Annotated in this window: 22 protein-coding genes; 8 read left to right on the forward strand and 14 right to left on the reverse strand. The window is 49.9% G+C overall.

Annotation, left to right across the window (positions count from 1 at the left end):
- Window positions 1-5 precede the first annotated feature (5 nt).
- The 4 genes from acs to AACU19_RS14360 all read left to right on the forward strand — a co-directional run bounded on the left by acs (window position 6) and on the right by AACU19_RS14360 (window position 5,607).
- Window positions 6-1,964, forward strand: a complete 1,959-nt coding sequence (gene acs / locus AACU19_RS14345; protein WP_039021427.1) for an acetate--CoA ligase — start codon at window positions 6-8, stop codon at window positions 1,962-1,964.
- 212 nt (window positions 1,965-2,176) lie between these two features.
- Complete coding sequence (locus tag AACU19_RS14350; RefSeq protein WP_001014565.1) at window positions 2,177-2,491, forward strand: DUF485 domain-containing protein; 315 nt, start codon at window positions 2,177-2,179, stop codon at window positions 2,489-2,491.
- Window positions 2,488-4,137: a cation/acetate symporter ActP gene (actP, locus tag AACU19_RS14355; protein ID WP_032185687.1), complete on the forward strand. Its 1,650-nt coding sequence runs from the start codon at window positions 2,488-2,490 to the stop codon at window positions 4,135-4,137. Before AACU19_RS14350 ends, actP begins: the two co-directional genes overlap by 4 nt.
- A gap of 177 nt (window positions 4,138-4,314) precedes the next feature.
- A complete protein-coding gene (locus tag AACU19_RS14360; RefSeq protein WP_105279079.1) occupies window positions 4,315-5,607 on the forward strand; it encodes a pentapeptide repeat-containing protein in 1,293 nt (430 codons plus the stop codon).
- 167 nt (window positions 5,608-5,774) lie between these two features.
- Here AACU19_RS14360 and AACU19_RS14365 read toward each other — a convergent pair whose 3' ends face one another.
- The 3 genes from AACU19_RS14365 to soxR form a co-directional block, all read right to left on the reverse strand.
- Window positions 5,775-7,424 (reverse strand): Na+/H+ antiporter, encoded by a 1,650-nt coding sequence (locus tag AACU19_RS14365; RefSeq protein ID WP_000402207.1) that lies wholly within the window; start codon window positions 7,422-7,424, stop codon window positions 5,775-5,777.
- Window positions 7,425-7,575: 151 nt separating this feature from the next.
- Window positions 7,576-8,925 carry a guanine/hypoxanthine transporter GhxP gene (gene ghxP, locus AACU19_RS14370; RefSeq protein ID WP_000106882.1) on the reverse strand — a complete coding sequence of 450 codons (1,350 nt, stop codon included), beginning with the start codon at window positions 8,923-8,925 and terminating at the stop codon, window positions 7,576-7,578.
- Between the two features lie 545 nt (window positions 8,926-9,470).
- Window positions 9,471-9,935 carry a redox-sensitive transcriptional activator SoxR gene (gene soxR / locus AACU19_RS14375; protein ID WP_000412424.1) on the reverse strand — a complete coding sequence of 155 codons (465 nt, stop codon included), beginning with the start codon at window positions 9,933-9,935 and terminating at the stop codon, window positions 9,471-9,473.
- An 85-nt stretch (window positions 9,936-10,020) separates the two neighbouring features.
- Between soxR and soxS the strand changes: the two genes are divergently transcribed.
- On the forward strand, window positions 10,021-10,344 hold the full coding sequence (gene soxS / locus AACU19_RS14380) for a superoxide response transcriptional regulator SoxS (RefSeq protein WP_000019358.1): 324 nt from the start codon (window positions 10,021-10,023) through the stop codon (window positions 10,342-10,344).
- 2 nt (window positions 10,345-10,346) lie between these two features.
- Here soxS and pdeC read toward each other — a convergent pair whose 3' ends face one another.
- Window positions 10,347-11,933 carry a c-di-GMP phosphodiesterase PdeC gene (gene pdeC / locus AACU19_RS14385; RefSeq protein WP_105277332.1) on the reverse strand — a complete coding sequence of 529 codons (1,587 nt, stop codon included), beginning with the start codon at window positions 11,931-11,933 and terminating at the stop codon, window positions 10,347-10,349.
- Window positions 11,934-12,362: 429 nt separating this feature from the next.
- Between pdeC and AACU19_RS14390 the strand changes: the two genes are divergently transcribed.
- A complete protein-coding gene (locus AACU19_RS14390; RefSeq protein ID WP_001295689.1) occupies window positions 12,363-12,644 on the forward strand; it encodes a YjcB family protein in 282 nt (93 codons plus the stop codon).
- 99 nt (window positions 12,645-12,743) lie between these two features.
- Here the strand turns inward: AACU19_RS14390 and ssb1 are convergent, their stop codons facing one another.
- Window positions 12,744-13,280, reverse strand: coding sequence for a single-stranded DNA-binding protein SSB1 (ssb1, locus tag AACU19_RS14395; protein ID WP_000168305.1), 537 nt, complete (start codon window positions 13,278-13,280; stop codon window positions 12,744-12,746).
- 254 nt (window positions 13,281-13,534) lie between these two features.
- Between ssb1 and uvrA the strand changes: the two genes are divergently transcribed.
- Window positions 13,535-16,357, forward strand: coding sequence for an excinuclease ABC subunit UvrA (gene uvrA, locus AACU19_RS14400; RefSeq protein WP_000357740.1), 2,823 nt, complete (start codon window positions 13,535-13,537; stop codon window positions 16,355-16,357).
- Window positions 16,358-16,564: 207 nt separating this feature from the next.
- On the opposite strand, the gene AACU19_RS14405 is transcribed toward uvrA, so the two are convergent.
- From AACU19_RS14405 to dnaB, 6 genes are all read right to left on the reverse strand, one after another.
- Complete coding sequence (locus AACU19_RS14405; RefSeq protein ID WP_000155657.1) at window positions 16,565-16,921, reverse strand: MmcQ/YjbR family DNA-binding protein; 357 nt, start codon at window positions 16,919-16,921, stop codon at window positions 16,565-16,567.
- Between the two features lie 3 nt (window positions 16,922-16,924).
- Complete coding sequence (locus tag AACU19_RS14410) at window positions 16,925-17,341, reverse strand: secondary thiamine-phosphate synthase enzyme YjbQ (RefSeq protein WP_000270375.1); 417 nt, start codon at window positions 17,339-17,341, stop codon at window positions 16,925-16,927.
- A 110-nt stretch (window positions 17,342-17,451) separates the two neighbouring features.
- On the reverse strand, window positions 17,452-18,165 hold the full coding sequence (gene aphA, locus AACU19_RS14415; RefSeq protein WP_039020370.1) for an acid phosphatase AphA: 714 nt from the start codon (window positions 18,163-18,165) through the stop codon (window positions 17,452-17,454).
- A 336-nt stretch (window positions 18,166-18,501) separates the two neighbouring features.
- On the reverse strand, window positions 18,502-19,695 hold the full coding sequence (gene tyrB, locus AACU19_RS14420) for an aromatic amino acid transaminase (protein WP_105279080.1): 1,194 nt from the start codon (window positions 19,693-19,695) through the stop codon (window positions 18,502-18,504).
- 251 nt (window positions 19,696-19,946) lie between these two features.
- Window positions 19,947-21,026 (reverse strand): alanine racemase, encoded by a 1,080-nt coding sequence (alr, locus tag AACU19_RS14425; RefSeq protein WP_105271899.1) that lies wholly within the window; start codon window positions 21,024-21,026, stop codon window positions 19,947-19,949.
- A gap of 52 nt (window positions 21,027-21,078) precedes the next feature.
- Window positions 21,079-22,494 (reverse strand): replicative DNA helicase, encoded by a 1,416-nt coding sequence (dnaB, locus tag AACU19_RS14430; protein WP_000918363.1) that lies wholly within the window; start codon window positions 22,492-22,494, stop codon window positions 21,079-21,081.
- A gap of 82 nt (window positions 22,495-22,576) precedes the next feature.
- Between dnaB and AACU19_RS14435 the strand changes: the two genes are divergently transcribed.
- Complete coding sequence (locus AACU19_RS14435; RefSeq protein ID WP_001601108.1) at window positions 22,577-23,560, forward strand: quinone oxidoreductase; 984 nt, start codon at window positions 22,577-22,579, stop codon at window positions 23,558-23,560.
- Between the two features lie 165 nt (window positions 23,561-23,725).
- Here the strand turns inward: AACU19_RS14435 and pspG are convergent, their stop codons facing one another.
- From pspG to AACU19_RS14450, 3 genes are all read right to left on the reverse strand, one after another.
- Window positions 23,726-23,968 carry an envelope stress response protein PspG gene (pspG, locus tag AACU19_RS14440; protein ID WP_000891404.1) on the reverse strand — a complete coding sequence of 81 codons (243 nt, stop codon included), beginning with the start codon at window positions 23,966-23,968 and terminating at the stop codon, window positions 23,726-23,728.
- 133 nt (window positions 23,969-24,101) lie between these two features.
- Window positions 24,102-25,139 carry a tRNA dihydrouridine(20/20a) synthase DusA gene (dusA, locus tag AACU19_RS14445; RefSeq protein ID WP_001355080.1) on the reverse strand — a complete coding sequence of 346 codons (1,038 nt, stop codon included), beginning with the start codon at window positions 25,137-25,139 and terminating at the stop codon, window positions 24,102-24,104.
- Between the two features lie 361 nt (window positions 25,140-25,500).
- The gene (locus tag AACU19_RS14450) at window positions 25,501-26,520 is read right to left on the reverse strand and encodes a DUF2713 family protein (protein ID WP_105279081.1); all 1,020 of its coding nucleotides are present in this window, start codon (window positions 26,518-26,520) and stop codon (window positions 25,501-25,503) included.
- Window positions 26,521-26,538: the final 18 nt, after the last annotated feature.

The following is a 26,538-nucleotide window of genomic DNA, read 5'->3' on the forward strand; positions in this document are numbered from 1 at the left end:
AAAGCATGAGTCAAATTCACAAACACACCATTCCTGCCAACATCGCAGACCGTTGCCTGATAAACCCTCAGCAGTACGAGGCGATGTATCAACAATCTATTAACGCACCAGATACCTTCTGGGGCGAACAGGGAAAAATTCTCGACTGGATCAAACCTTACCAGAAGGTGAAAAACACCTCCTTTGCCCCGGGTAATGTGTCCATTAAATGGTACGAGGATGGCACGCTGAATCTGGCGGCGAACTGCCTTGACCGCCATCTGCAAGAAAACGGCGATCGTACCGCCATCATCTGGGAAGGCGACGACGCCAGGCAGAGCAAACATATCAGCTATAAAGAGCTGCACCGCGACGTCTGCCGCTTCGCCAATACCCTGCTCGGGCTGGGCATTAAAAAAGGTGACGTGGTGGCGATTTATATGCCGATGGTACCGGAAGCTGCGGTCGCGATGCTGGCCTGCGCCCGCATTGGCGCGGTGCATTCGGTAATTTTCGGCGGCTTCTCGCCGGAAGCCGTTGCCGGACGCATTATCGATTCTAACTCACGGTTGGTGATCACTTCTGACGAAGGCGTGCGTGCCGGGCGTAGTATTCCGCTGAAGAAAAACGTTGATGACGCGCTGAAAAACCCGAACGTCACCAGCATTGAACATGTGGTGGTACTGAAGCGTACTGGCGGAAAAATTGACTGGCAGGAAGGGCGCGACCTCTGGTGGCACGACCTGGTTGAGCAAGCCAGCGATCAGCACCAGGCGCAAGAGATGAACGCCGAAGATCCGCTGTTTATTCTCTATACCTCCGGTTCTACCGGGAAGCCGAAAGGCGTGCTGCACACTACCGGCGGTTATCTGGTGTACGCGGCGCTGACCTTTAAATATGTCTTTGATTATCATCCTGGCGATATCTACTGGTGCACCGCCGATGTGGGCTGGGTTACCGGGCACAGTTATTTGCTGTATGGCCCGCTGGCCTGCGGCGCGACCACGTTGATGTTTGAAGGCGTACCGAACTGGCCGACGCCTGCCCGTATGGCCCAGGTGGTGGACAAGCATCAGGTCAATATTCTCTATACCGCGCCCACGGCGATCCGTGCGCTGATGGCGGAAGGTGATAAAGCGATCGAAGGTACCGACCGTTCGTCACTGCGCATTCTAGGTTCCGTGGGCGAGCCAATTAACCCGGAAGCGTGGGAGTGGTACTGGAAGAAGATCGGCAACGAGAAATGCCCGGTGGTCGACACCTGGTGGCAGACCGAAACTGGCGGTTTCATGATCACGCCGCTGCCTGGCGCTACCGAGCTGAAAGCCGGTTCTGCAACGCGTCCGTTCTTCGGCGTGCAACCGGCGCTGGTCGATAACGAAGGTAACCCGCTGGAAGGGGCTACCGAAGGCAGCCTGGTGATCACCGACTCCTGGCCGGGTCAGGCGCGTACATTGTTTGGCGATCATGAGCGTTTTGAACAGACCTACTTCTCCACCTTCAAAAATATGTATTTCAGCGGCGACGGCGCGCGTCGTGATGAAGATGGCTATTACTGGATCACCGGGCGTGTGGACGACGTGCTGAACGTCTCGGGTCACCGTCTGGGAACAGCGGAGATTGAGTCGGCGCTGGTGGCACATCCGAAGATTGCCGAAGCCGCTGTCGTCGGTATTCCGCACAATATTAAAGGTCAGGCTATCTACGCCTACGTCACGCTTAATCACGGGGAGGAACCGTCACCAGAACTGTACGCAGAAGTCCGCAACTGGGTGCGTAAAGAGATTGGCCCGCTGGCAACGCCAGACGTGCTGCACTGGACCGACTCCCTGCCTAAAACCCGCTCCGGCAAAATTATGCGCCGTATTCTGCGCAAAATTGCGGCGGGCGATACCAGCAACCTGGGCGATACCTCGACGCTTGCCGATCCTGGCGTAGTCGAGAAGCTGCTTGAAGAGAAGCAGGCTATCGCGATGCCCTCGTAACTCTCAATTGCCGGATGCGATCCGGGCAACAAGTCGGAAACGATTTGTAGGCCTGATAAGACGCGACAGCGTCGCATCAGGCATTGATTGCCGGATGCGGCGTATAACGCCTTATCCAGCCTACATTCGGCGAGGGTTACCTGGGCGTTAACCCGCTCCCATAAGGGCGCGGGAATTAAAACAATCCCTACATTACCTCTGGAGAATCTGTGATGAATGGCACTATTTATCAGCGGATAGAAGACAATGCGCATTTCAGGGAGTTAGTCGAAAAACGGCAACGGTTTGCCACCATCCTGTCGATTATTATGCTGGCAGTTTATATCGGCTTTATTTTACTGATCGCCTTCGCGCCCGGCTGGCTGGGCACTCCGCTGAATCCGAACACCAGCGTCACACGCGGTATTCCGATTGGTGTTGGAGTGATTGTGATCTCCTTTGTTCTCACCGGTATCTACATCTGGCGGGCGAACGGCGAATTCGACCGTCTTAATAATGAAGTCCTGCATGAGGTACAAGCATCATGAAAAGAGTTCTGACGGCGCTTGCCGCCACACTCCCTTTCGCAGCTAACGCCGCGGATGCTCTTAGCGGGGCCGTAGAGCGCCAGCCAACGAACTGGCAGGCAATAATTATGTTCCTGATCTTCGTCGTGTTTACGCTCGGCATTACCTACTGGGCGTCAAAACGCGTACGTTCGCGTAATGACTACTACACCGCAGGCGGCAATATCACCGGTTTTCAGAACGGGCTGGCGATTGCCGGGGACTATATGTCCGCTGCCTCATTCTTGGGGATCTCCGCGCTGGTGTTTACCTCCGGCTATGATGGTTTAATTTACTCGCTGGGCTTCCTGGTGGGCTGGCCGATCATTTTGTTCCTGATTGCCGAACGTCTGCGTAACCTGGGGCGCTACACCTTTGCCGATGTAGCCTCGTACCGCCTGAAACAGGGGCCAATCCGCATTCTTTCGGCCTGTGGTTCTCTGGTGGTGGTGGCGCTTTACCTTATCGCCCAGATGGTGGGGGCAGGTAAACTCATCGAGCTGCTGTTTGGCCTTAACTATCACATTGCGGTAGTACTGGTCGGCGTGCTGATGATGATGTACGTTCTGTTCGGCGGCATGCTGGCGACCACCTGGGTACAGATTATCAAAGCCGTGCTGTTGCTGTTCGGTGCCAGCTTTATGGCCTTTATGGTGATGAAACACGTCGGCTTTAGCTTCAACAATCTGTTCAGCGAAGCGATGGCGGTACACCCGAAAGGTGTCGATATCATGAAGCCGGGCGGATTGGTGAAAGATCCCATCTCCGCGCTGTCGCTGGGTCTGGGGCTGATGTTTGGTACGGCGGGCTTGCCGCATATTCTGATGCGCTTCTTTACGGTCAGCGATGCCCGCGAAGCGCGTAAGAGCGTGTTCTACGCCACCGGATTTATGGGTTACTTCTATATCCTGACCTTTATTATCGGCTTTGGCGCAATCATGCTGGTCGGTGCGAATCCGGAATATAAAGACGCGGCGGGCCATCTGATTGGTGGTAACAACATGGCGGCAGTTCACCTGGCCAATGCCGTGGGCGGTAACCTGTTCCTCGGCTTTATTTCAGCGGTTGCTTTCGCCACCATTCTTGCGGTGGTTGCGGGACTGACGCTGGCGGGTGCTTCCGCGGTTTCGCATGACCTGTACGCTAACGTCTTCAAAAAAGGCGCGACTGAACGTGAAGAACTGCGAGTATCGAAAATCACCGTCCTGATTTTGGGCGTGATTGCGATTATCCTCGGCGTGCTGTTTGAGAATCAGAACATCGCATTTATGGTGGGCCTGGCGTTTGCCATCGCGGCGAGCTGTAACTTCCCGATCATTCTGCTTTCCATGTACTGGTCGAAACTGACCACCCGTGGCGCGATGATGGGAGGCTGGCTGGGGCTGATTACCGCAGTGGTACTGATGATTCTCGGCCCTACCATTTGGGTACAGATCCTCGGTCACGAAAAAGCCATCTTCCCGTACGAATACCCGGCGCTGTTCTCTATCAGTGTGGCATTCCTCGGCATATGGTTCTTCTCGGCAACGGATAATTCAGCGGAAGGTGCGCGCGAGCGTGAACTGTTCCGTGCGCAGTTTATCCGTTCCCAGACCGGCTTTGGCGTTGAGCAAGGCCGCGCGCATTAATCTCTACCCTTCCCCGGTCGTCTGACCGGGGAATACTCTTCCTCTCCAACATGCATCACCTTTTCCCATAATATTAAACAAATAAACTCATTAAAAAATGAGCGATTTTTGACAGTCGTAGAAAAAGATAATGCAGAGAATATGCCTTTTCTTTCTTGTTAATTATAAGGATATTTTATGCGCTATAATGGTTTAAATAATATGTTTTTCCCTCTTTGCCTGATTAACGATAACCACTCTGTCACAAGTCCATCACATACAAAGAAAACAGAATCAGATAATTATAGCAAACACCATAAAGACACGTTAATTGACAATAAATTCCTCTCTCTTTTCAAAATGGATGATCATGAAAAAGTGATAGGCTTGATTCAGAAAATGAAAAGAACTTATGATACTTTACCATCAGGAAAAATCACTAAAGAAACGGACAGGAAAATTCATAAATATTTTATAGATATAGCTTTATATGCAAGTAATAAATATGACGATAGAATTACGAGAAGAGTTTACCTTAATAAAGATAAGGAAGTGTCAATTAAGGTAGTGTATTTTATAAATAATGTCACTGTCCATAATAATACTATCGAAATCCCACAGACAGTAAATGGTGGTTACGATTTTTCACACCTTAGCCTGAAAGGTATCAGGATTAAAGATGAAGATTTATCCAATTCGGATTTTGCAGGTTGCAGACTACAAAATGCTATTTTCCAGGGCTGTAATATGTATCAAACGAATTTTAATTTTGCCATAATGGAAAAAATAATTTTTGATAATTGTATTCTCGATGACTCAAATTTCGCTCAGATAAAAATGACTGACGGAACTCTAAATGCATGCTCCGCTATGCATGTTGAATTCTTCAATGCAACAATGATTAGAGCTAAAATTAAAAATACCTTCCTTGACTATTCAAATTTTTATATGGCGTACATGGCTGAGGTGAATCTTTATAAAGTAATAGCGCCATATGTTAATTTATTTAGAGCCGACCTTAGTTTCTCTAAACTCGATTTAATTAACTTTGAACATGCTAATCTTTCTCGCGTCAACCTGAACAAAGCAACCCTCCAGAATATAAACTTAATTAATAGCAAACTCTTTTTTACGCGGCTGACAAATACGTTCCTCGAAATGGTTATATGTACCGATTCTAATATGGCTAATGCTAATTTTAATAATGCCAATTTAAGCAATTGCCATTTCAACTGTTCTATTTTAACAAAAGCCTGGATGTTTAATACCCGTTTCTATCGGGTTAATTTCGATGAGGCTATCGTCCAGGGAATGGGCATATCCATTCTCCGTGGGGAGGATAATATTCCCATTAATAGTGATATCCTGATAACACTACAGCAACTCTTTGAAGAGGATTGTGCCACTCATACTGGCATGTCACAAACTGAGCATAATATTCAGGAAGTGTCTATGAATACCACTGAAGATACTATGCAATACGCAGATTGAGATTAAGCCGAAGAATAGCCAATGAATTGACTTTAAAAGAGAGATACTCACGGACTTCTGACTTATTTATTTTAGAATCATGAATGTTAGCCCGAGGTAATCTGAAAAAGGTGCAAAAGATTGCACCTTTTTCAGATTACCTCGGGCCTGGTTACGTCGCTTTCGGCTTACTGATTTTCCTCAATCAACAACGCTTCAAGCAAATCGAGATCGTGCAGTAATTTTTGCAGCGTTTCATTGCTGATCTCCCGCGTGGCGCGCAGGTGGTACAGTTCAGCACGTTCAGAACGCAATGCCGCCAGACGGAAGCGACGCTCAAGGTTCTCTTCCTGCACGGAACTTTCAACGTCGTTACGTCCATCGGCGCGACGACGCAGGTTACCAATGACGCGAGAACTGACCTCCGTGAGCAGCTGGTTATCGATATTCTCTTCGGTATCCGCCGCCAGACGCTCCTCCATTTTCTGGATTGCCACAATCGCCACTTCTGCCGTTGCCGCTCGCGCAATACGTTCCTCTTTCAATTGTTGCGAATGGTCCGCGACTTCAATGTGTTGTAGCAGAATGGGCAACATCACCACGCCGACAAACAGCGAAAAGAGAATGACGCCAGCCGCCAGGAACACCAACTCATAGCGCGCCGGGAAGACGTTGCCATCCGGCAAGAGCAGCGGGATAGAGAGCACACCGGCTAGTGTGATCGCCCCACGCACCCCGGCAAAAGACGCAATCAGGATTTCTCGTGTGGTCCACGAACCAAACTCCATCGGCTTCTTCTTCAGGAAGCGGTTGCTGAACTTTTTCATCGTCCACAGCCAGCCGAAACGGACCAGCATCAGCGCCGCATAAATCAGAATGATATCGGTAAACAGCATCCAGATTTCGACGTTAGGGTCGATTTCTGCCGCCATCAGCGACGTCTCCAGAATACCCGGCAGCTGCAGACCTAACAGCAGGAATACCATGCCGTTGAAGACAAATTCCAGCATCGCCCAGGTGCTGTTTGCGCGCAGGCGCATCGCCAGCGGCGCACGGCGCATTACACCGGAGCGGGTGATGGTCATCCCGGCGGCAACCGCAGCAAGAATACCGGAAACGCCAATATGTTCGGCAATCAGATAAGAAGCGAATGGCAACAGGAACAGCAGTACAATCTGCGTCGCGGGTTCATCACCGCCCCAGCGGCTGAGGAATCGCAGCGAACGACCATACAGCCAGCTCACCACAAAACCGGCGAGAATACCGCCAATGGCCACTTTCATAAATTCGACCGTCGCACCGCCGACGGTGAAGATCATCGTCCCCATCGCCACTGCTACGGCAAACTTCAACGACACCAGGCCGGAGGCGTCATTCATCAACGCTTCGCCCTGCAAAATACCCATGATTTTTTTCGGGATGCGCCCTTCGCCAACAATACCGGAAAGCGCCACAGCATCGGTCGGAGAAAGCACCGCCGCCAGCGCAAAGGCGGGAATCAGCGGAATGCCCGGCACCACCCAGTAAATAAGGAAGCCAATGCCAACCACGGTGACCACCACCAGCGCCAGCGCGAGGCCGAAAATCTCCCGACCATGTTCGAGAAATTCACGGGTCGGCGTTTTCCAGCCATCTGCGAACAGCAACGGCGGGATAAACAAGACTAAAAAGAGTTCAGGATCAAACTCCACATGCAAACCAAACGTCGGCCACGCCAGTAGCGCACCGATGGCGATTTGCATAAGCGGAAGCGGGATCTGAAAGGGCATGACACGAGTGACCACCCCGGACAGCGAGACCACGAGGGTCATTATCAGTATGGTGAAGAAGATTTCCATGCGTTCCCTGTTTGCGATGTTTTTTTATGATCTGAGAAAGGCGTTATGCCTGAATTCTCATTTTTTCAGAATATCGCAAAAGCTCACACAATGTGCGGAGAAAATAAAAACGGGCAGCCATTGCCACCCGTTTTCAGAATCTTATTAAAGCTTAGATAGCCCAGCCGCCCGCATAGAAGGTCACCAGCGCCACGGCAATGACGACCGTACCGATGTTCAACTTGCGCCATTCTCCGGAAACCAGACGACCAATCACCAGAGTCGCGAAGCCGATCATAATACCCGTTACGATGTTACAGGTCAGTACGATGAATACTGCTGTTACCAGACCCGCCATCGCATCAACAAAATCAGCAAAGTCAATTTTCGCCACATTGCTCAGCATCAGCAGGCCAACGTACATCAGCGCCGGAGCCGTTGCGTAACCCGGAACGAGGTAAGAGAGTGGAGAGAGGAACAGAATCAGCAGGAACAACACGCCAACGGTGATAGCCGTCAGACCGGTTTTTCCGCCCGCCGCTGTACCCGCCGCAGACTCGATGTATACCGCTGCCGGTGCTGCCCCCACCAGACCAGAGAAAACACTGCTCATAGAGTCGGTGGTCAGTGCTTTCCCGCCGTCGATAATTTGCCCGTCTTTATCCAGCAGGTTTGCCTGGCCCGCGACGGCCCGGATGGTTCCGGTGGCATCGAAAACAGCAGTCATCACCAGTGCCAGCACGCTCGGCAGAACCACAGGGTTCAGCGCGCCCATAATGTCCAGGCTGCCAATCAGTGAATTGCCGTTTTCATCGCTCAATGAAGGCATGGCGAAAACGCCAGAGAAGTGGACGTTAGGATCGAAGATCAAACCGACAATTGAGATACCGATAATGGTCAGCAGAATGCCACCGGGGACTTTCAGTTTTTCCAGGCCGATGATCACAGCCAGACCTACCAGTGACATAATCACCGGGAAGGTCGCGAAATCACCCAGCGCAACAGGCAGACCATCAAGCGGGTTTTTAATCACCAGACCGACACCATTAGCAGCAATCAGCAGCAGGAACAGACCGATACCGATCCCCGTGCCGTGCGCCACACCGTGCGGCAAGTTGCGCAAAATCCAGCTACGAATACCCGTGGCAGAAATTACCGTAAACAGTACACCCATCAGGAACACGGCACCCAGCGCGACAGGTACACTAATATGTTGCCCCAGTACCAGGCTGAATGCGGTAAACGCCGTCAGGGAGATAGCGCAACCAATCGCCAGCGGCAGATTAGCCCACAGCCCCATCACGATAGAACCGAGTCCAGCAACCAGACAGGTTGCAACGAAAACTGCCGCTGGCGGAAAGCCCGCTTTACCCAACATGCCTGGAACGACGATAACCGAGTAGACCATCGCCAGAAATGTTGTTAACCCGGCAACCACTTCCTGACGGACAGTGCTTCCACGTTGTGAAATTTTAAACCAGGCGTCGAGTGAACCGCCGGTACGCGCTGATGGCGTAGACATAAGAAAACATCCCCTGAGAGTTTAATTTTCGTCAAGATGCGTGGCGGACAATCCCCTGCCAGCGAAACGTTATCTTCCTGCTCCAGGTTTGCGACAAATTGGTGCGTCGCAAAAAAGCAAACGTTTAGCTCCGCGCATACAAAACGGGTGGTAAAAAAAGCAAACGATTATCCGGCGATCATAGCGGCTTTTTCAACCGAAGTTTGCTGCTTTTTTCTCTTTTATTGTCTTGACGATGAAAAACCAGGCAATTGATGCGCAAACGTTATCGTCGATGCGCAAGATTGCAGCGTTATCGAGCCGCATACCGTTCAGGATTGCGATAAAAAATCGTCTGAGATGACAAAAATATTGCGGCTAAAAAGTATACTTTTACACTGGCGAAGAAACGCCGGTGACATACAATTAAAGCATCAACACCAACCGGAACCTCCACCACGTGCTCGAATGAGGTGTGTTGACGTCGGGGGAAACCCTCCTGTGTACCAGCGGGATAGAGAGAAAGACAAAGACCGGAAAACAAACTAAAGCGCCCTTGTGGCGCTTTAGTTTTGTTCATCTTCCAGCAAGCGTGCGCCTGTGCCTTCTTCTCCTAAGCGGTCGCCCGGGTTACGCAATGGGCAATCACTGCGCGAAAGACAGCCACAACCAATACATCCGTCCAGTTCGTCACGCAGCGCCACTAAGGTATGAATGCGCCGATCCAACTCTTCTCGCCATTGGGACGAAAGCTGTTTCCACTCTTTCGCACTTAATGTATGCCCTTCGGGCAACACGCCAAACGCTTCACGAATGGTCGCCAGCGGAATGCCAATACGCTGAGCAATTTTGATGATTGCGACATATCGCAACACATCACGTTTATATCGCCGCTGATTGCCACTATTACGAATACTGCTAATCAACCCTTTGCTTTCATAGAAATGCAGCGCCGATACCGCCACACCGCTGCGTTTTGCCACTTCGCCGGGGGTTAGCAGCGCTTTAATGCGGGGTAATTTCTTTTCCATAAATCGCTTTACCTCAAGTTAACTTGAGGAATTATACTCCCCAACAGATGAATTAACGAACTGAACACTGAAAAGAGGCAGATTTATGTCCCATCAGAAAATTATTCAGGATCTTATCGCATGGATTGACGAGCATATTGACCAGCCGCTTAACATTGATGTCGTCGCAAAAAAATCAGGCTATTCAAAGTGGTACTTACAGCGGATGTTCCGCACGGTGACGCATCAGACACTTGGTGATTACATTCGCCAACGCCGCCTGTTGCTGGCCGCCGTTGAGTTGCGCACCACCGAGCGTCCGATTTTTGATATCGCAATGGACCTGGGTTATGTCTCGCAGCAGACCTTCTCCCGCGTTTTCCGTCGGCAGTTTGATCGCACTCCAAGCGATTATCGCCACCGCCTGTAGTTTTATTGCCCGCGCGTTAACTCCCGCGCGGGTAATTGCTCCATCCATTGCATAAACACCTGCGGCGGCATCGCCTTCGCAAAGAACCATCCCTGGCAATAGCGCACGCCGCGTTTGCGCAGCCAGTTAACCTGTTCCTCAGTTTCGACGCCTTCAGCGATCGTTTTTAACCCCAGACTGTGCGCCAGCTCGATGATGTGTTCCGCAATCAAATGACTGGTTTTATGGGTGGTCAGCGTCTCAACAAACGATTTATCGATTTTCAAAATATCGACATTCAATGATTTAAGGTTATGCAAGTTAGAGTAGCCAATACCAAAATCATCAATTGCCACTTCGTAACCAGCCTGGCGGAAAGCCAGAATAATTGGTGTCATTTTGTCGACATCAAGAAATGCATGTTCAGTCACTTCAAATTTAATTTGCTGTGGACGCACCGCGTATTGCTCTGTTTTCTGATTGGTTCGCGCTATCAACCGTGACGTATGAAAATCGGAGGCCGACAGGTTAATAGAAACATAGCGATCGGCATGTGTTGCCAGGTATGCGCCCAGATCGCGGAAGACATTATCAATAACATAATCAGTTACCTGTCCGATCATCCCCTCCTTTTCTGCCAGCGGAATAAACTCTGCCGGATTCATTACTTGCCCCTGCTCACCAGGCCAACGTAACAATGCTTCAGCCCCGATACATTTTTCTGTTTTGATATCGATTATTGGCTGGTAATAAAGGCAAAGTTGATGTTTTTCGAGGGCGCGTTGCAATTTGCGTTTGGGAGACAAATAGTTTTGTCGAATACGTAGCCAGAGTAATAGCAGAACAAGACTCCCCAAAATACCGGCGGGTAACGCAAAAATAAGATGATTATAAAAATGCGCTATAAGACGTTGATATGAAGTCGCAACAATGGCTGCAATTGGGCGTTTTGTCGAATAAACTGTCGCATATAAATAGCCATTTCTTTGTACAGTTAAATCCTTCAAATGAATCAGTGGAGAAAACGTTGCTGCCGAGGCCTCGTTGCTTAACGAGAAAAAGGTTTTCGTTACCGTATCATATACACCCCATTGCAATGTCGGATCATCAGACATCACTTCACTCCAGAAGAGAGGGTTGATGACCACCACATAATTTCCCCGCTGCATATAGGTCATTTTATAGCCAGAGAAAAAAGGCGTATCGCGGTAATAATAGATAGAAACGTTAGGTTCACGCTTATAATCGGCCGGTGCAATCGTATAGCCGTTTACAGACGCTATCAGCGATGAGCATAAAAAATGGTTATCACGGGCATAGATCAATTCATTAATATAAAGATAGCCACGAATAATATTCAACATTCGCTTTTGATGGGCTGGAGTGCAAACTTGCCCCTGATAGCGTTCAGCAGCATCGCTCACTAAATCTGCCTGGCGAATGACCAGCTCGGATTTATCCAGCGCCAGCTGAGCAAAAGTTTGGAGCTGACTATTCACTTCTGATTTTGCCCAAAGGAAGGCAATCCATAGCGACAGAATGATGGGAAAGAGAACTAAAAAGATAATGCCCGGCAACGCCAGTAATTGGTGTCGTGCACGATGACTCATTGCTATCAATTTCCTGCCTGTTTATACCCGGTCATTGCAAGGCGAGAACCCTGGTTATCGACGTCTTTAGATAAATCTTACGGTATAAATAGCACTTTTGCCTGATTTGAAATTGATACCTTTTTAATCGTCACCTGAATAAAAATAATTCATTGATATTCAAAACTAATTTCCTACAGGAATGCAGAGGCGGTGGGAAGATATACCCTTAATGCCCCTGAAAAACCACATAATCTGTACAGCAATAAAAGTCACGTCCTAATATGGCTAACAAACAATCAATTGTGATATAGTTCACAAAATTAATGAAACAAAAAGAGTGTTTCATTTTTGTGTTCTGCAAGCCCCGCGATAGCCAGAGTGTACCACGCCTCCCGTGAACAACGCCGCGCTGTCCAGGGCATCGGCTCTTTTCAGAGGAATTGTTTGATGGCTACCCTCACCACTGGCGTGGTTCTTCTTCGCTGGCAACTTCTTAGTGCCGTAATGATGTTTCTGGCCAGCACACTCAACATCCGTTTTCGTCGGTCTGATTATGTCGGGCTTGCAGTGATCAGCAGCGGTCTGGGCGTGGTTTCCGCCTGTTGGTTCGCAATGGGGTTGCTTGGCATCACAATGGCGGACATCACCGCCATCTGGCACAACATCGAGTCGGTGATGATAGAAGAGATGAATCAGACACCGCCACAATGGCCAATGATTTTGACTTGATATGTAGAAGCCTCCATAACGGAGGCTTCTTTTTTTATGGCTGGCAGATGCTTTAATCATCCACCTTAAAACAATATAACCTATTGGTTTAATGACAAATCAGAACGGAATATCGTCATCAAAGTCCATCGGCGGCTCATTAGACGGTGCTGCCGGAGCAGACTGCTGCGGGCGAGACTGCGCGCCGCCGCTGAACTGATTGCCGCCCTGCGGCTGCTGAGGCTGACCCCAACCGCCCTGCGGCTGACCACCACCGATATTGCCACCTGCAGGAGCGCCACCACCCTGACGACCACCCAGCATCTGCATGGTGCCGCCAACGTTCACCACGACTTCTGTGGTGTAGCGATCCTGACCGGATTGATCGGTCCATTTGCGGGTACGCAGCTGACCTTCGATATAAACCTGAGAACCTTTACGCAGATATTCGCTGGCTACTTCTGCCAGTTTGCCGAACAGCACAACGCGGTGCCATTCAGTCTGCTCTTTCATCTCGCCGGTCGCTTTATCACGCCAGGATTCGGAAGTAGCCAGCGTAATGTTGGCAACTGCGCCACCATTTGGCATGTAGCGTACTTCCGGGTCCTGACCCAGATTACCAACGAGAATAACCTTGTTTACGCCTCTGCTGGCCATGTTCGTGTCTCCTGAAAAAAAATCGTTCTGAATAAGTGTAAACGCGCGATTGTACCATTACCAATAGCGCTTTTACTATGTTGTGACCTCGGTTCAGGGAAACAAACCTGGCCAGACATTGTTACACAACACTCCGGGTAATGCATTCCAATACTGTATATTCATTCAGGTCAATTTGTGTCATAATTAACCGTTTGTGATCGCCGGTAGCACCATGCCACCGGGCAAAAAAGCGTTTAATCCGGGAAAGGTGAATGGATAAGATCGAAGTTCGGGGCGCCCGCACCCATAATCTCAAAAACATCAACCTCGTTATCCCCCGCGACAAGCTCATTGTCGTGACCGGGCTTTCGGGTTCTGGCAAATCCTCGCTCGCTTTCGACACCTTATATGCCGAAGGGCAGCGCCGTTACGTTGAATCCCTTTCCGCCTACGCGCGGCAGTTTCTGTCACTGATGGAAAAGCCGGACGTCGATCATATTGAGGGGCTTTCTCCTGCCATCTCGATTGAGCAGAAATCGACGTCTCATAACCCGCGTTCTACGGTGGGGACAATCACCGAAATCCACGACTATTTGCGTTTGTTGTTCGCCCGCGTCGGTGAGCCGCGCTGCCCGGACCACGATGTACCGCTGGCGGCGCAAACCGTCAGCCAGATGGTGGATAACGTGCTGTCGCAGCCGGAAGGTAAACGCCTGATGCTGCTCGCGCCAATCATTAAAGAGCGCAAAGGCGAACACACCAAAACGCTGGAAAATCTGGCAAGCCAGGGTTACATCCGTGCTCGTATTGATGGCGAAGTCTGCGATCTTTCCGATCCGCCGAAACTGGAACTGCAAAAGAAACATACCATTGAAGTGGTGGTTGATCGCTTCAAGGTGCGTGACGATCTCACCCAACGTCTGGCAGAGTCGTTTGAAACCGCGCTGGAGCTTTCCGGTGGTACCGCGGTAGTTGCCGATATGGACGATCCAAAAGCGGAAGAGCTGCTATTTTCCGCCAACTTCGCCTGCCCAATTTGCGGCTACAGTATGCGTGAACTGGAACCACGCCTGTTTTCGTTTAACAACCCGGCGGGTGCCTGCCCGACCTGTGACGGCCTTGGCGTACAGCAATATTTCGATCCTGACCGCGTGATCCAGAATCCGGAACTGTCGCTGGCAGGTGGTGCGATCCGAGGCTGGGATCGCCGCAACTTCTATTACTTCCAGATGCTGAAATCGCTGGCAGATCACTATAAGTTCGACGTCGAAGCGCCGTGGGGCAGCCTGAGCGCGAATGTGCATAAAGTGGTGTTGTACGGTTCTGGCAAAGAAAACATTGAATTCAAATACATGAACGATCGTGGCGATACCTCCATTCGTCGTCATCCGTTCGAAGGCGTGCTGCACAATATGGAGCGCCGTTATAAAGAGACGGAATCCAGTGCGGTACGCGAAGAATTAGCCAAGTTTATCAGCAATCGTCCGTGCGCCAGCTGCGAAGGAACGCGTCTGCGTCGGGAAGCGCGCCATGTGTATGTCGAGAATACGCCGCTGCCTGCTATCTCCGACATGAGCATCGGTCATGCGATGGAATTCTTCAACAATCTCAAACTCGCAGGTCAACGAGCGAAGATTGCGGAAAAAATTCTTAAGGAGATTGGCGATCGCCTGAAATTCCTCGTTAACGTCGGCCTGAATTACCTGACACTTTCCCGCTCGGCAGAAACGCTTTCTGGCGGTGAAGCCCAGCGTATACGTCTGGCGAGCCAGATTGGTGCGGGCCTGGTTGGCGTTATGTACGTGCTCGATGAGCCGTCTATCGGCCTGCACCAGCGCGATAACGAGCGCCTGCTGGGTACGCTTATCCATCTGCGCGATCTCGGTAATACCGTGATTGTGGTGGAGCACGACGAAGACGCGATTCGCGCCGCTGACCATGTGATCGACATTGGCCCGGGCGCAGGTGTACACGGCGGTGAAGTAGTCGCGGAAGGTCCCCTGGAAGCGATTATGGCGGTGCCTGAGTCGTTAACCGGGCAGTACATGAGCGGCAAACGCAAGATTGAAGTGCCGAAGAAACGCGTTCCGGCGAATCCGGAAAAAGTGCTGAAGCTGACAGGCGCACGTGGTAATAACCTGAAAGACGTGACGCTGACGCTGCCAGTCGGTCTGTTTACCTGCATCACAGGGGTTTCAGGTTCCGGTAAATCGACGCTGATTAACGACACACTGTTCCCGATTGCCCAACGCCAGTTGAATGGTGCGACCATCGCCGAACCGGCACCTTATCGCGATATTCAGGGGCTGGAGCATTTCGATAAAGTGATCGATATCGACCAAAGCCCAATTGGTCGTACTCCGCGTTCTAACCCGGCGACTTATACTGGCGTGTTTACGCCTGTACGTGAACTGTTTGCGGGCGTACCGGAATCCCGTGCGCGTGGTTATACGCCAGGACGTTTCAGCTTTAACGTCCGTGGCGGACGCTGCGAAGCCTGTCAGGGCGACGGCGTGATCAAAGTGGAGATGCACTTCCTACCGGACATTTACGTACCGTGCGACCAGTGCAAAGGTAAACGCTATAACCGTGAAACGCTGGAGATTAAGTACAAAGGCAAAACCATCCACGAAGTGCTGGATATGACCATCGAAGAGGCGCGTGAGTTCTTTGATGCGGTGCCAGCTCTGGCACGTAAGCTGCAAACATTGATGGACGTTGGTCTGACGTATATTCGCCTCGGGCAGTCCGCAACCACGCTTTCTGGTGGTGAAGCCCAGCGCGTGAAGCTGGCGCGTGAGCTGTCAAAACGCGGCACCGGGCAGACACTGTATATTCTCGACGAGCCGACCACCGGTCTGCACTTCGCCGATATTCAGCAACTGCTCGACGTACTGCATAAACTGCGCGATCAGGGCAATACCATCGTGGTGATTGAGCACAATCTCGACGTGATCAAAACCGCTGACTGGATTGTCGACCTGGGGCCGGAAGGCGGCAGTGGCGGCGGCGAGATCCTCGTCTCCGGTACACCAGAAACCGTCGCGGAGTGCGAAGCATCACACACGGCACGCTTCCTTAAGCCGATGCTGTAATCGTTAAGGCCGCTTTCTGAGCGGCCTCAGATTATTGACAAAGTGCGCTTTGTTCTTGCCGGATGCGGCATGAACGCCTTATCCGGCCTACAAAAACATGCAATTTCAATATATTGCAGAAATTACGTAGGCCTGATAAGCGTAGCGCATCAGGCAATTTTGCGTTTGTCATCATTCTCAGGCCGCTTTCTGAGCGGCCTTTTTCTTTCAGAGTTGCACCAGCAATTTACGTTTTTCTTCCGGCAGTAAATTCACCGCCTGCTGATAAGACGCATCCACCAGATAATAGATTTGCGAATCTGGCAGCGAACCGTCGAGATACACGGTGCTCCAGTGCGCTTTATTCAGATGGCGGCTTGGACGCACATCGCTGTGCTGCTGACGTAGCAGCTCCGCCAGCTCCGGGCTGGTTTTCAGCGAAACAGCTGGGCGATTTTCTACTTCTTTCACCATCGCAAACAGTACATCTTCCACTTTGATCTGCGTCGCTTTCCAGTCGTTATGCACGCTCTGTTCTGCGCCTGGTTTTGCCATGCAATATTGTAGCAACTCCGAAATGGTCATTTTTTACTCCCCTTGTAGTGTCGCGATGATGCGACGCGATCCGCCGTGGATGCGATGTTCCCCCAGCCAGATGCCTTGCCAGGTGCCGGTCTGAATACGCCCTTTATGCACCGGCAATACAAGCGATGTTCCCAGCATTGAGGATTTGATATGAGAAGGCATATCGTCGGCTCCCTCATAGTCATGCTCATAATTTCCGTTATCGGGAACGGTGCGGAGGAAAAAACGCTCCATGTCGTGGCGTACGGTGGGATCGCAGTTCTCATTAAGTGTCAGAGAGGCGGAGGTATGTTGCAGCAACAGATGCAGTAAACCGATGTTAACGCGCGGCATATCAGCCAGCTGATTCAGAATTTCATCCGTTACCAGATGAAACCCACGAGATTTGGCGCTAAGCGTGAGCGTCTTTTGATACCACATGTGCTGCTCCTTGATAAAACTCTCTTAATCAGTTTGCAGCAAGACAGCGAAAGGATAAAGGTGTGATTAAAAAAACAGCATTCGGGAGAGTGTCACGCTCTCCCGCTCTGTCAGTATTCTGAATTGACGATCACCTCTTCACCAAACGCACCCGCTTGTGGCAAGGGTTTGTAGGTAGAGTTGGAGGCGCGCAGAATGCGGATACCACGAGCGCCGACATCGCGTGCGGCGGTAATATCGTTATCGGAATCGCCATAAAAAATTCGGATATTTTTATCCTGCAGCCATTGCGATTTTGTATTTTGCCCTGGTTTATCGCCCGCAAAAATTACTGGATTCATGTTGGTGGCAGGAATGTGAAAATTATCCGCCAACGTTTTTGACACCGTTTCTGTTTTCGTCGGGCTACGACCAGTCACAAAGAAGATCGCGTCACCGCGGCGTACATGCATATCAATCAGCTGGCGAGCGACCTCTTTTGGAATGCTGAATTCATCCCAGCCATTGTTCATTTTTTCCCAGAACACAGGATTTTTCAGATAATCTTCGCTTTCTGGCGAGAAGGTTTTTTTGCCGCGCCAGAAGCCCGGACTGGAAAAAAGTACCGTGTCATCGATATCAAACCCCACCGCCATTGGCGGACGCCCTGCGAGGCTATTTTCAATTTGTGCGACCGAAACCCAATGAATTGGTGCCTGTTCAGCAAGCCTGGCAACGTTAGTACCAGGGTTAAGCGGTGAAGGAGATGAGGCCAGGGCAACAGCGGAACTGTTTAGAGCGAACAATAAGCAAACGGCACTCAAAGCCTGTGTGATCTTGCGCATATTTTTCCCTAAATAGTCAGTCTATTGAAACGTTTTATTATGAGATTTGTTGCAAAAACCATCTGACCATAACGCTAGCTGCCAGGGAATAAAAGGGTTATCTACGGCTTTTATTAAGAAAGGGAGCAGGATCACATGCGATCAGACTATGTTTGTTGTATTTAATAACTTAATGGCTCTCTATCGTGTAAAAATATTCGGATATAAAAACTTCTATTTTCTCAGTAGGAAATATCGCTTATCAGAACCCATTCCTTTGTACGATTAGCCGAAAAAATACGTATACCCACTTATTGATGATTGAGCAGGCGGCTGTTTATCCGCCTGCCAACGACATTACATCACCGCAGCAAACGCCTTTGCCACACGTTGTACATTTGCCGTATTTAACCCGGCGACACACATGCGACCGCTGGCGATGAGATAGACACCAAATTCTTCACGTAGTCGGTCAACCTGAGCGGCACTTAAACCGGTATAACTGAACATACCGCGCTGATTAAGCAGATAATCGAAATTGCGTTCTGGCATTTCTGTGCTCAATACCTTCACCAGTTCCTGACGCATCGCCAGAATGCGAGTACGCATCTCTTCTACTTCCGCCAGCCAGCTGGCTTTCAATGCCTCGTCATTCAGCACCGCAGCCACCACCTGCGCACCAAAATTCGGCGGGCTGGAGTAGTTGCGGCGAACTGTTGCTTTCAATTGCCCCAGTACGCGGCCTGCGGCTTCGGCATCTTCACACAGCACAGAAAGTCCGCCGACGCGCTCGCCGTAAAGGGAGAAAATTTTCGAGAACGAATTGCTCACCAGAGCGGGTAATCCAGCGCTGGCAATGGCGCGAATGGCGTAGGCATCCTCTTCCATACCGGCACCAAATCCTTGATAGGCAATATCAAGAAATGGGATAAGCTCGCGGGCTTTGAGAATTTGAATCACCGCATCCCACTGGTCATTGGTGAGATCGGCACCGGTTGGGTTGTGGCAGCATGGATGCAGCAACACAATACTGCGGGCAGGTAATGTTTCCAGCGTCGCTAACAGGTCATTAAAACGCACGCCGTTGGTTGCTTTGTCGTGCCACGGGTAAGTACTCACTTCGAAACCAGCCCCGGCGAATATTGCTACGTGGTTTTCCCAGGTAGGATCGCTGACCCAGACGCCTGATTCCGGGAAGTAGCGTTTCAGGAAATCTGCGCCCACTTTCAATGCCCCTGAGCCGCCAAGGGTTTGAATGGTTGCTACGCGCTGTTGTTGCAGTACCGGATGGTCCGCACCAAACAGCAGCGGCGCAATGGCATGGCGATAGCTATTAAGCCCTTCCATCGGTAAATAAAGCGAAGCGCCATGAGGCTGCGCATTCAGACGCGCTTCCGCATCCGCCACGGCTTTCAGTTGGGGAATAATTCCGTCTTCGTTGTAGTACAGACCGATACTTAAATTCACTTTGTCGCTGCGAGGGTCTTCTTTGAAACGCTCCATAAGCGTAAGAATCGGGTCGCCAGCGTAGGCGTCAACTTTTTGAAACACGCGATGGTTCTCCAGGTTTACGGGCAGGTGGTTAAACCACAATAAACCGGAAGGTGGGGAAGATCGAGAGGATGTTCAGGGGTGAACGACAATTAGCAACAAAAAGTGACCAATGACAAACGCACATTCGCCAGAGGCACGACCTTTATAACAGCATGAAATAATATCAATTTATTGAATTAGTAAGATTTTATTAGCCGGATAGGCATTCATACCACATCCGGCACAGATAATCAGATATTACAGAACGATTAATCCACGTATTTCATCGCGACCCTTGAAGTCAGGCGCGTGATAAGTTCGTAAGCGCTCACTTTCGTCATTTCAGCGATACGTTCTACGGGCAAACCTTCGCCCCATAAAATGACCGGGTCCCCAGCTTTATCCTGCGCCTGTGGACCTAAGTCGACGCAGATCATATCCATCGCGACTCGCCCGACAATCGGCACTTCGCGACCGTTCACCAGCACTGGCGTACCGGACGGCGCGGCGCGCGGATAACCATCGCCATAACCCATAGCGACTACGCCAAGACGGGTATTACGTTCGCTTACCCAGGTTCCACCATAACCGACAGGCTCTCCGGCTTTATGCTCACGCACGGCAATCAGGCTGGAGGTTAGTGACATCACTGGCTGACAGCCAAAATCGGCACCGGTGGAGCGATCTTCCAGCGGCGAGACGCCATAAAGAATGATGCCCGGGCGCACCCAGTCAAAATGCGACTGTGGCCACAGCAGAATGCCACCCGACGCGGCAATGGAACGTTGACCTGGTTTGCCTTCACAAAAGGTATTAAAGATAGCGAGTTGTTTCTCGGTTGCGCCACATTTTGGTTCATCCGCGCGCGCAAAATGGCTGACGATATTCACCGGCTGACGAACGTTTTTGCACTGGGTCAGGCGATGATAAAACGTCTCAGCCTGTTCCGGCCTTACGCCCAGACGGTGCATACCGGTATCGAGTTTCATCCAGACGGTAACCGGCTCGTCCAGGCTGGCCTCTTCCAGCGCAGCAAGCTGTTCTTCGTTATGCACGGCGGTATGAAAATGCTGCGCAGAAATCGTCGGTAAATCTCTGGCATCAAAAAAGCCTTCGAGTAACAGTACAGGTTTGGTGATTCCCCCTGCACGCAGTCGCAGAGCTTCTTCGAGACGGGCTACGCCAAAGGCGTCAGCATCGGGGAGCGTTCGCGCGGTCTCAAGAAGACCGTGACCATAAGCGTTCGCTTTCACCACCGCAACCATTTTACTGGCAGGAGCCAGTTCACGAAGACGTTGCAGGTTGTGTCGCAGAGCGCGGCGGTTAATCACAACAGTTGCCGCTTGCATTTGTGTTCCTTGATAAGTGTTTGCTTTAATTACCTAATTCATAAAATAATTATTATTCGTCGTCGTACTGCGGCCCCGCATAGTTGTCGAAGCGCGACCATTGACCGTTAAAGGTCAGGCGTACCGTCCCGATAGGGCCGTTACGTTGTTTACCGATAATAATTTCCGCGATGCCTTTTAAATCACTGTTTTCGTGATACACCTCATCACGATAGATAAACATGATCAAGTCCGCATCCTGCTCGATAGAGCCAGATTCACGCAGGTCGGAGTTAACCGGGCGTTTGTCGGCACGTTGTTCCAGAGAACGGTTCAACTGGGACAGCGCCACCACCGGCACGTTCAGTTCTTTCGCTAGTGCTTTCAGCGAGCGGGAGATTTCTGCAATTTCCAGCGTACGGTTATCGGAAAGCGCCGGTACGCGCATCAGTTGCAGGTAGTCGATCATGATAAGCCCAATGCCGCCATGTTCTCGGGCAATACGCCGCGCGCGGGAGCGCACTTCCGTTGGTGTCAGGCCGGAGGAATCATCAATATAGATATTGCGTTTTTCGAGCAAAATACCCATGGTGCCGGAAATACGCGCCCAGTCTTCATCATCCAGCTGCCCGGTACGGATTTTAGTCTGGTCAACACGCGACAGCGACGCCAGAGAACGCATCATAATCTGTTCTGATGGCATCTCCAGAGAGAAGATAAGTACCGGTTTATCTTGCAACATCGCCGCGTTTTCGACGAGGTTCATCGCAAATGTCGTTTTACCCATCGACGGACGCGCTGCGACGATGATCAAATCCGACGGCTGCAAACCAGCGGTTTTTTTGTTGAGATCGTCATAACCGGTGTTTACCCCGGTAACGCCATCGTGTGGCTGCTGAAACAGCTGCTCAATACGCGCCACGGTTGCGTCGAGCACATCGGCGATGTTCTTCGGCCCTTCGTCTTTGTTTGCACGACTTTCGGCAATTTTAAAGACGCGGGATTCAGCCAGGTCCAATAGATCTTCGCTGGTTCGCCCCTGTGGATCAAAACCGGCTTCGGCAATCTCATTCGCAACCGAGATCATCTCACGGACAACGGCACGTTCACGCACGATGTCCGCATAGGCACTGATGTTCGCCGCACTTGGCGTATTTTTTGACAACTCTGCCAGGTAAGCAAAACCACCAACGCTGTCGAGTTGCCCCTGACGTTCCAGCGATTCCGCAAGGGTAATCAGATCGATAGGACTACCGCTTTCCTGCAAACGCGCCATTTCGGTAAAGATATGACGGTGTGGTCGGGTATAAAAATCGTCCGCCACCACACGCTCGGCTACATCGTCCCAGCGTTCGTTATCCAGCATTAAACCGCCCAACACCGACTGCTCCGCTTCGATCGAGTGCGGAGGCACTTTCAGCCCGGCAACTTGTGGATCACGTTCGCGGGGTTCAGCCTGCTGTTTGTTGAAGGGTTTATTTCCTGCCATAGTGAATGGAGTTACCGAGATAAAGAATGGGTCGAAACTTTACCATATGAAGCAGACCCTGACGATACGTTCTGGAGGACACATGGCAACACGAATTGAATTTCATAAGCACGGTGGCCCGGAAGTACTTCAAGCCGTAGAGTTCACTCCTGCCGATCCGGCGGAGAATGAAATCCAGGTCGAAAATAAAGCCATCGGCATCAATTTTATCGACACGTATATCCGCAGCGGCCTTTATCCGCCGCCATCGCTACCCAGCGGATTAGGTACCGAAGCGGCAGGCATCGTGAGTAAAGTCGGCAGTGGTGTAAAGCATATTAAGGCAGGCGATCGCGTAGTCTATGCACAGTCGGCATTAGGCGCTTACAGCTCTGTGCATAACGTCAATGCCGATAAAGCGGCGATTCTGCCCGCGGCAATTTCTTTTGAGCAAGCGGCGGCATCATTCCTGAAAGGCTTAACGGTTTATTATCTGCTGCGCAAAACCTATGAAATTAAACCTGATGAGCAGTTCCTGTTCCACGCAGCGGCTGGCGGCGTTGGCTTAATTGCCTGCCAGTGGGCAAAAGCCCTTGGGGCGAAACTTATCGGCACCGTGGGAACCGCGCAAAAAGCGCAGAGTGCGCTAAAAGCGGGCGCATGGCAGGTTATTAACTATCGCGAAGAGAATCTGGTCGAGCGGTTAAAAGAGATCACCGGTGGCAAGAAAGTGCGCGTGGTGTACGATTCCGTGGGCAGAGACACCTGGGAACGGTCGCTGGATTGCCTGCAACGCCGCGGCTTAATGGTCAGTTTTGGCAACTCATCAGGCGCGGTTACCGGTGTGAACTTAGGCATTCTCAATCAGAAAGGCTCGTTGTATGTGACACGCCCTTCCCTGCAAGGCTATATCACCACGCGGGAGGAATTAACCGAGGCCAGTAATGAACTATTCTCTTTGATTGCCAGCGGTGTGATTAAGGTCGATGTCGCCGAACAACAGAAATATCCGCTGAAGGATGCGCAGCGTGCGCATGAGATTCTGGAAAGCCGGGCGACGCAAGGTTCCAGCCTGTTGATTCCATAAAAGAAATAGGGCTTCCACCTGGGAAGCCCTTTCTTTTTATAGTTCGGCTGTATGTAGGGTACAGCACGATGAATCTGTTAGAGGCGCAATAGTGACAGATTTGATTATCAATTCCTATTTTGTTCTAAGGATAAAACCTTAGGTTGTGATCGTCCGCACAATCCCTTAGTAACGCCAACGGTCATAGCGCTGATATTTCGGCACTTTTGGTGCTTTAATCGCCTTAATAACCCACACCACCGCAATCGCCAATAACAGCCACGGCAGCAACTTAATCATCAATGCCAGCATACCGCCGAGGAACATAATGGCCGTCGCCACAACCAACGCAGCGATAATACCCAGCAACGAAACGCCGGTGACCATCAGCATGACAAAAAAGCCAATCACAAAAAGTAGTTCCAGCATGATGCTCTCCCAAATATGAAATCTCTTGCTGGCATTACAAGAATCATGCCAAAAATAATCTATTGATTTAACTGCAAAACGCCCCGCGACGGTGCGCAGGGCGTGGTGAATTTGACTACTTTTTGGTGAAAAGTTAACGCTTATCTGCCACCAGTTTGAGCGCGTGTTCCAGCACGTTAATGTCAGCACCCGCTTTATGGGCATTTTCACTTAAATAACGCCGCCACTGCCGCGCGCCAGGAATACCCTGGAACAAGCCCAGCATATGCCGGGTAATATGGCCGAGATACGTCCCCTGGCTGAGTTCACGCTCAATGTACGGATACATGGCACGCACCACCGCCACCGGATCGGCATCGGTATCCGAAGAACCAAAGATCTCTCGGTCTACCGCCGCCAGAATGCCTGGATTCTGATACGCTTCGCGCCCGACCATCACGCCATCCATATGTTGCAAATGTGCTTTAGCCTCTTCCAGCGACTTGATGCCACCGTTAATCGACATCGTCAGATGCGGAAAGTCGCGCTTCAGTTGATACACACGCGGATAATCGAGCGGCGGGATTTCACGGTTTTCTTTCGGGCTTAACCCAGAAAGCCAGGCTTTACGTGCGTGGATGATGAACATCTCACACTCGCCTTTGCCGGAAACGGTGTTGATGAAATCGCAGAGAAATTCATAGCTGTCCTGGTCATCGATGCCAATACGCGTTTTCACCGTCACCGGAATCGATACGACATCGCGCATCGCTTTCACGCAGTCGGCAACCAGCTGCGCATTGCCCATCAGGCACGCACCAAACATGCCGTTCTGTACCCGGTCAGACGGGCAGCCGACATTCAGGTTGATCTCATCATATCCGCGCGTTTCTGCCAGCTTCGCACACTGCGCCAGCGCCGCCGGATCGCTACCGCCCAGTTGCAACGCTACCGGATGTTCTTCTTCACTGTACGCCAGGTAATCACCTTTACCGTGAATAATCGCCCCTGTGGTCACCATTTCTGTATACAGCAACGTATTGCGGGAAAGCAGACGCAGGAAATAACGGCAGTGCCTGTCCGTCCAGTCGAGCATTGGTGCAACGCTAAACCGACCACTCCAGTGAACGTCAGTTTTTTCAGGCATTGCGCTGGTTTGGTTGATTTTTTGCATTTCAGAATTACCGTGCATTTTCAAAAGTAGAGATTATTTTAACGATATATCATGGAGTTATGTTATTCAGCATCACTGTTCAGGAGGCTCAATAGCGGGGTACTATACCATAACAACAGGAAGCGCCTGGCTCTTTGAAAAAGAAAAATGAGATCCCTTCAAAGCGTGACGCTCTCGCGAATTGAAGAAATAATCTTATTAGATGTTAGCGTTGTGAAAAGCAATGATAAGCAATTCAGTTTCGACGATAAATAAAAAATCATACATAAAAGCGTGTTGAACTATCTCGCGGCGAATGGCAATGATAGATAAAAAAGAACCCAAGCAATGTTGGGTTCTTTTATGTAAAAAATTCCATACTACAGAGAAAATTCATATTTTATTTTTTTAACACAATACCGAATAGGTCATAAATGAACTTAATAATATCTTCGTTAATGAGATCGTTGTCATTTATATCTTTGTCATTCATATCTTTGCCAATTACAATGGGTCCCGTTGAGTCTGGGTCAAATGCTTGAACGAATTTAATTAACGTCTCACCTGCAGCCTGCATTTTTGTAATGTCTGTAATGTCTGTGATGTCTTTATTGTCTTCTTCAGCCTTCTTTTTCCTCTCATTCAGAATTAAATTAAAATTCAGTTCATTTTTATTTACTAATTCTTTCATATCCATCAGGCTTTTTTTCATCACTTGACGAGATAATATTTTTATCTGACTTGTTATGTGGTTTTCGCAATAATCACTAACTCTTCGTGCTGTTGCTATGATATCAGCTGATGCACTACCATATGAGAATGAAAGTAAAAGGGAAGCCAAGGGTTTTAAGCGAGCATCGTTCTTTGCTTTATATGCATTTTCCAAATTTAAAAAACCTTCGCTTACAGTTTTTAGATGTAATGACGCTACAGGTACTTTACCATAGGGTTTATCATAAAATAGCTGAATTGCGGAGGGAAGGTCATTCTGATTTATTACATCGAAAGTACACCTGTCTATTAGAGTTGCATCGCTATTTTCCATTGGATTACAAACAAAATCCATCGCATAATGAAAAATCGCCCGTTCTACAAATGCAGAAATATAGTCACGATCACCTAATTGCTCATTAGTGCACTGATCAATACACTCCTCAACCCACGTTTTGAGAGCATTTATTCGTCCAATTAAGGAAACATTCTTTTCACTTGCAGTCCATAAATTATGGGTAATCCTCTGAATAAACAAATCTATTTTTGCAATAATCGCAGCGCGATTACTCATCGTTGCATAATCAACCGATTTATTATACATATCCTTAAATTCTTTCGAGCTTACATCTTTATCTTTATTATCGTATTGATTTGAGTTGAGGCTTTTATTAAAGTAATCTCTTGAACTTCCTATTATACTTGACATAATTTATCCACCTTTTTA

Source organism: Escherichia sp. MOD1-EC4550 (assembly GCF_963876935.1).
In the GTDB taxonomy this organism is placed as follows: domain Bacteria; phylum Pseudomonadota; class Gammaproteobacteria; order Enterobacterales; family Enterobacteriaceae; genus Escherichia; species Escherichia coli_F.

Coding starts and splice junctions, on each gene's coding strand:
- ssb1 (WP_000168305.1), bottom strand. CDS start 13,280: ATGGCCAGCAGAGGCGTAAACAAGGTTATTCTCGTTGGTAATCTGGGT.
- AACU19_RS14450 (WP_105279081.1), bottom strand. CDS start 26,520: ATGTCAAGTATAATAGGAAGTTCAAGAGATTACTTTAATAAAAGCCTC.
- AACU19_RS14350 (WP_001014565.1), top strand. CDS start 2,177: ATGAATGGCACTATTTATCAGCGGATAGAAGACAATGCGCATTTCAGG.
- acs (WP_039021427.1), top strand. CDS start 6: ATGAGTCAAATTCACAAACACACCATTCCTGCCAACATCGCAGACCGT.
- AACU19_RS14405 (WP_000155657.1), bottom strand. CDS start 16,921: ATGACCATTTCGGAGTTGCTACAATATTGCATGGCAAAACCAGGCGCA.
- soxS (WP_000019358.1), top strand. CDS start 10,021: ATGTCCCATCAGAAAATTATTCAGGATCTTATCGCATGGATTGACGAG.
- pspG (WP_000891404.1), bottom strand. CDS start 23,968: ATGCTGGAACTACTTTTTGTGATTGGCTTTTTTGTCATGCTGATGGTC.
- dusA (WP_001355080.1), bottom strand. CDS start 25,139: ATGCACGGTAATTCTGAAATGCAAAAAATCAACCAAACCAGCGCAATG.
- AACU19_RS14360 (WP_105279079.1), top strand. CDS start 4,315: ATGCGCTATAATGGTTTAAATAATATGTTTTTCCCTCTTTGCCTGATT.
- pdeC (WP_105277332.1), bottom strand. CDS start 11,933: ATGAGTCATCGTGCACGACACCAATTACTGGCGTTGCCGGGCATTATC.
- soxR (WP_000412424.1), bottom strand. CDS start 9,935: ATGGAAAAGAAATTACCCCGCATTAAAGCGCTGCTAACCCCCGGCGAA.
- AACU19_RS14390 (WP_001295689.1), top strand. CDS start 12,363: ATGGCTACCCTCACCACTGGCGTGGTTCTTCTTCGCTGGCAACTTCTT.
- dnaB (WP_000918363.1), bottom strand. CDS start 22,494: ATGGCAGGAAATAAACCCTTCAACAAACAGCAGGCTGAACCCCGCGAA.
- actP (WP_032185687.1), top strand. CDS start 2,488: ATGAAAAGAGTTCTGACGGCGCTTGCCGCCACACTCCCTTTCGCAGCT.
- aphA (WP_039020370.1), bottom strand. CDS start 18,165: ATGCGCAAGATCACACAGGCTTTGAGTGCCGTTTGCTTATTGTTCGCT.
- ghxP (WP_000106882.1), bottom strand. CDS start 8,925: ATGTCTACGCCATCAGCGCGTACCGGCGGTTCACTCGACGCCTGGTTT.
- AACU19_RS14410 (WP_000270375.1), bottom strand. CDS start 17,341: ATGTGGTATCAAAAGACGCTCACGCTTAGCGCCAAATCTCGTGGGTTT.
- alr (WP_105271899.1), bottom strand. CDS start 21,026: ATGCAAGCGGCAACTGTTGTGATTAACCGCCGCGCTCTGCGACACAAC.
- uvrA (WP_000357740.1), top strand. CDS start 13,535: ATGGATAAGATCGAAGTTCGGGGCGCCCGCACCCATAATCTCAAAAAC.
- AACU19_RS14365 (WP_000402207.1), bottom strand. CDS start 7,424: ATGGAAATCTTCTTCACCATACTGATAATGACCCTCGTGGTCTCGCTG.
- AACU19_RS14435 (WP_001601108.1), top strand. CDS start 22,577: ATGGCAACACGAATTGAATTTCATAAGCACGGTGGCCCGGAAGTACTT.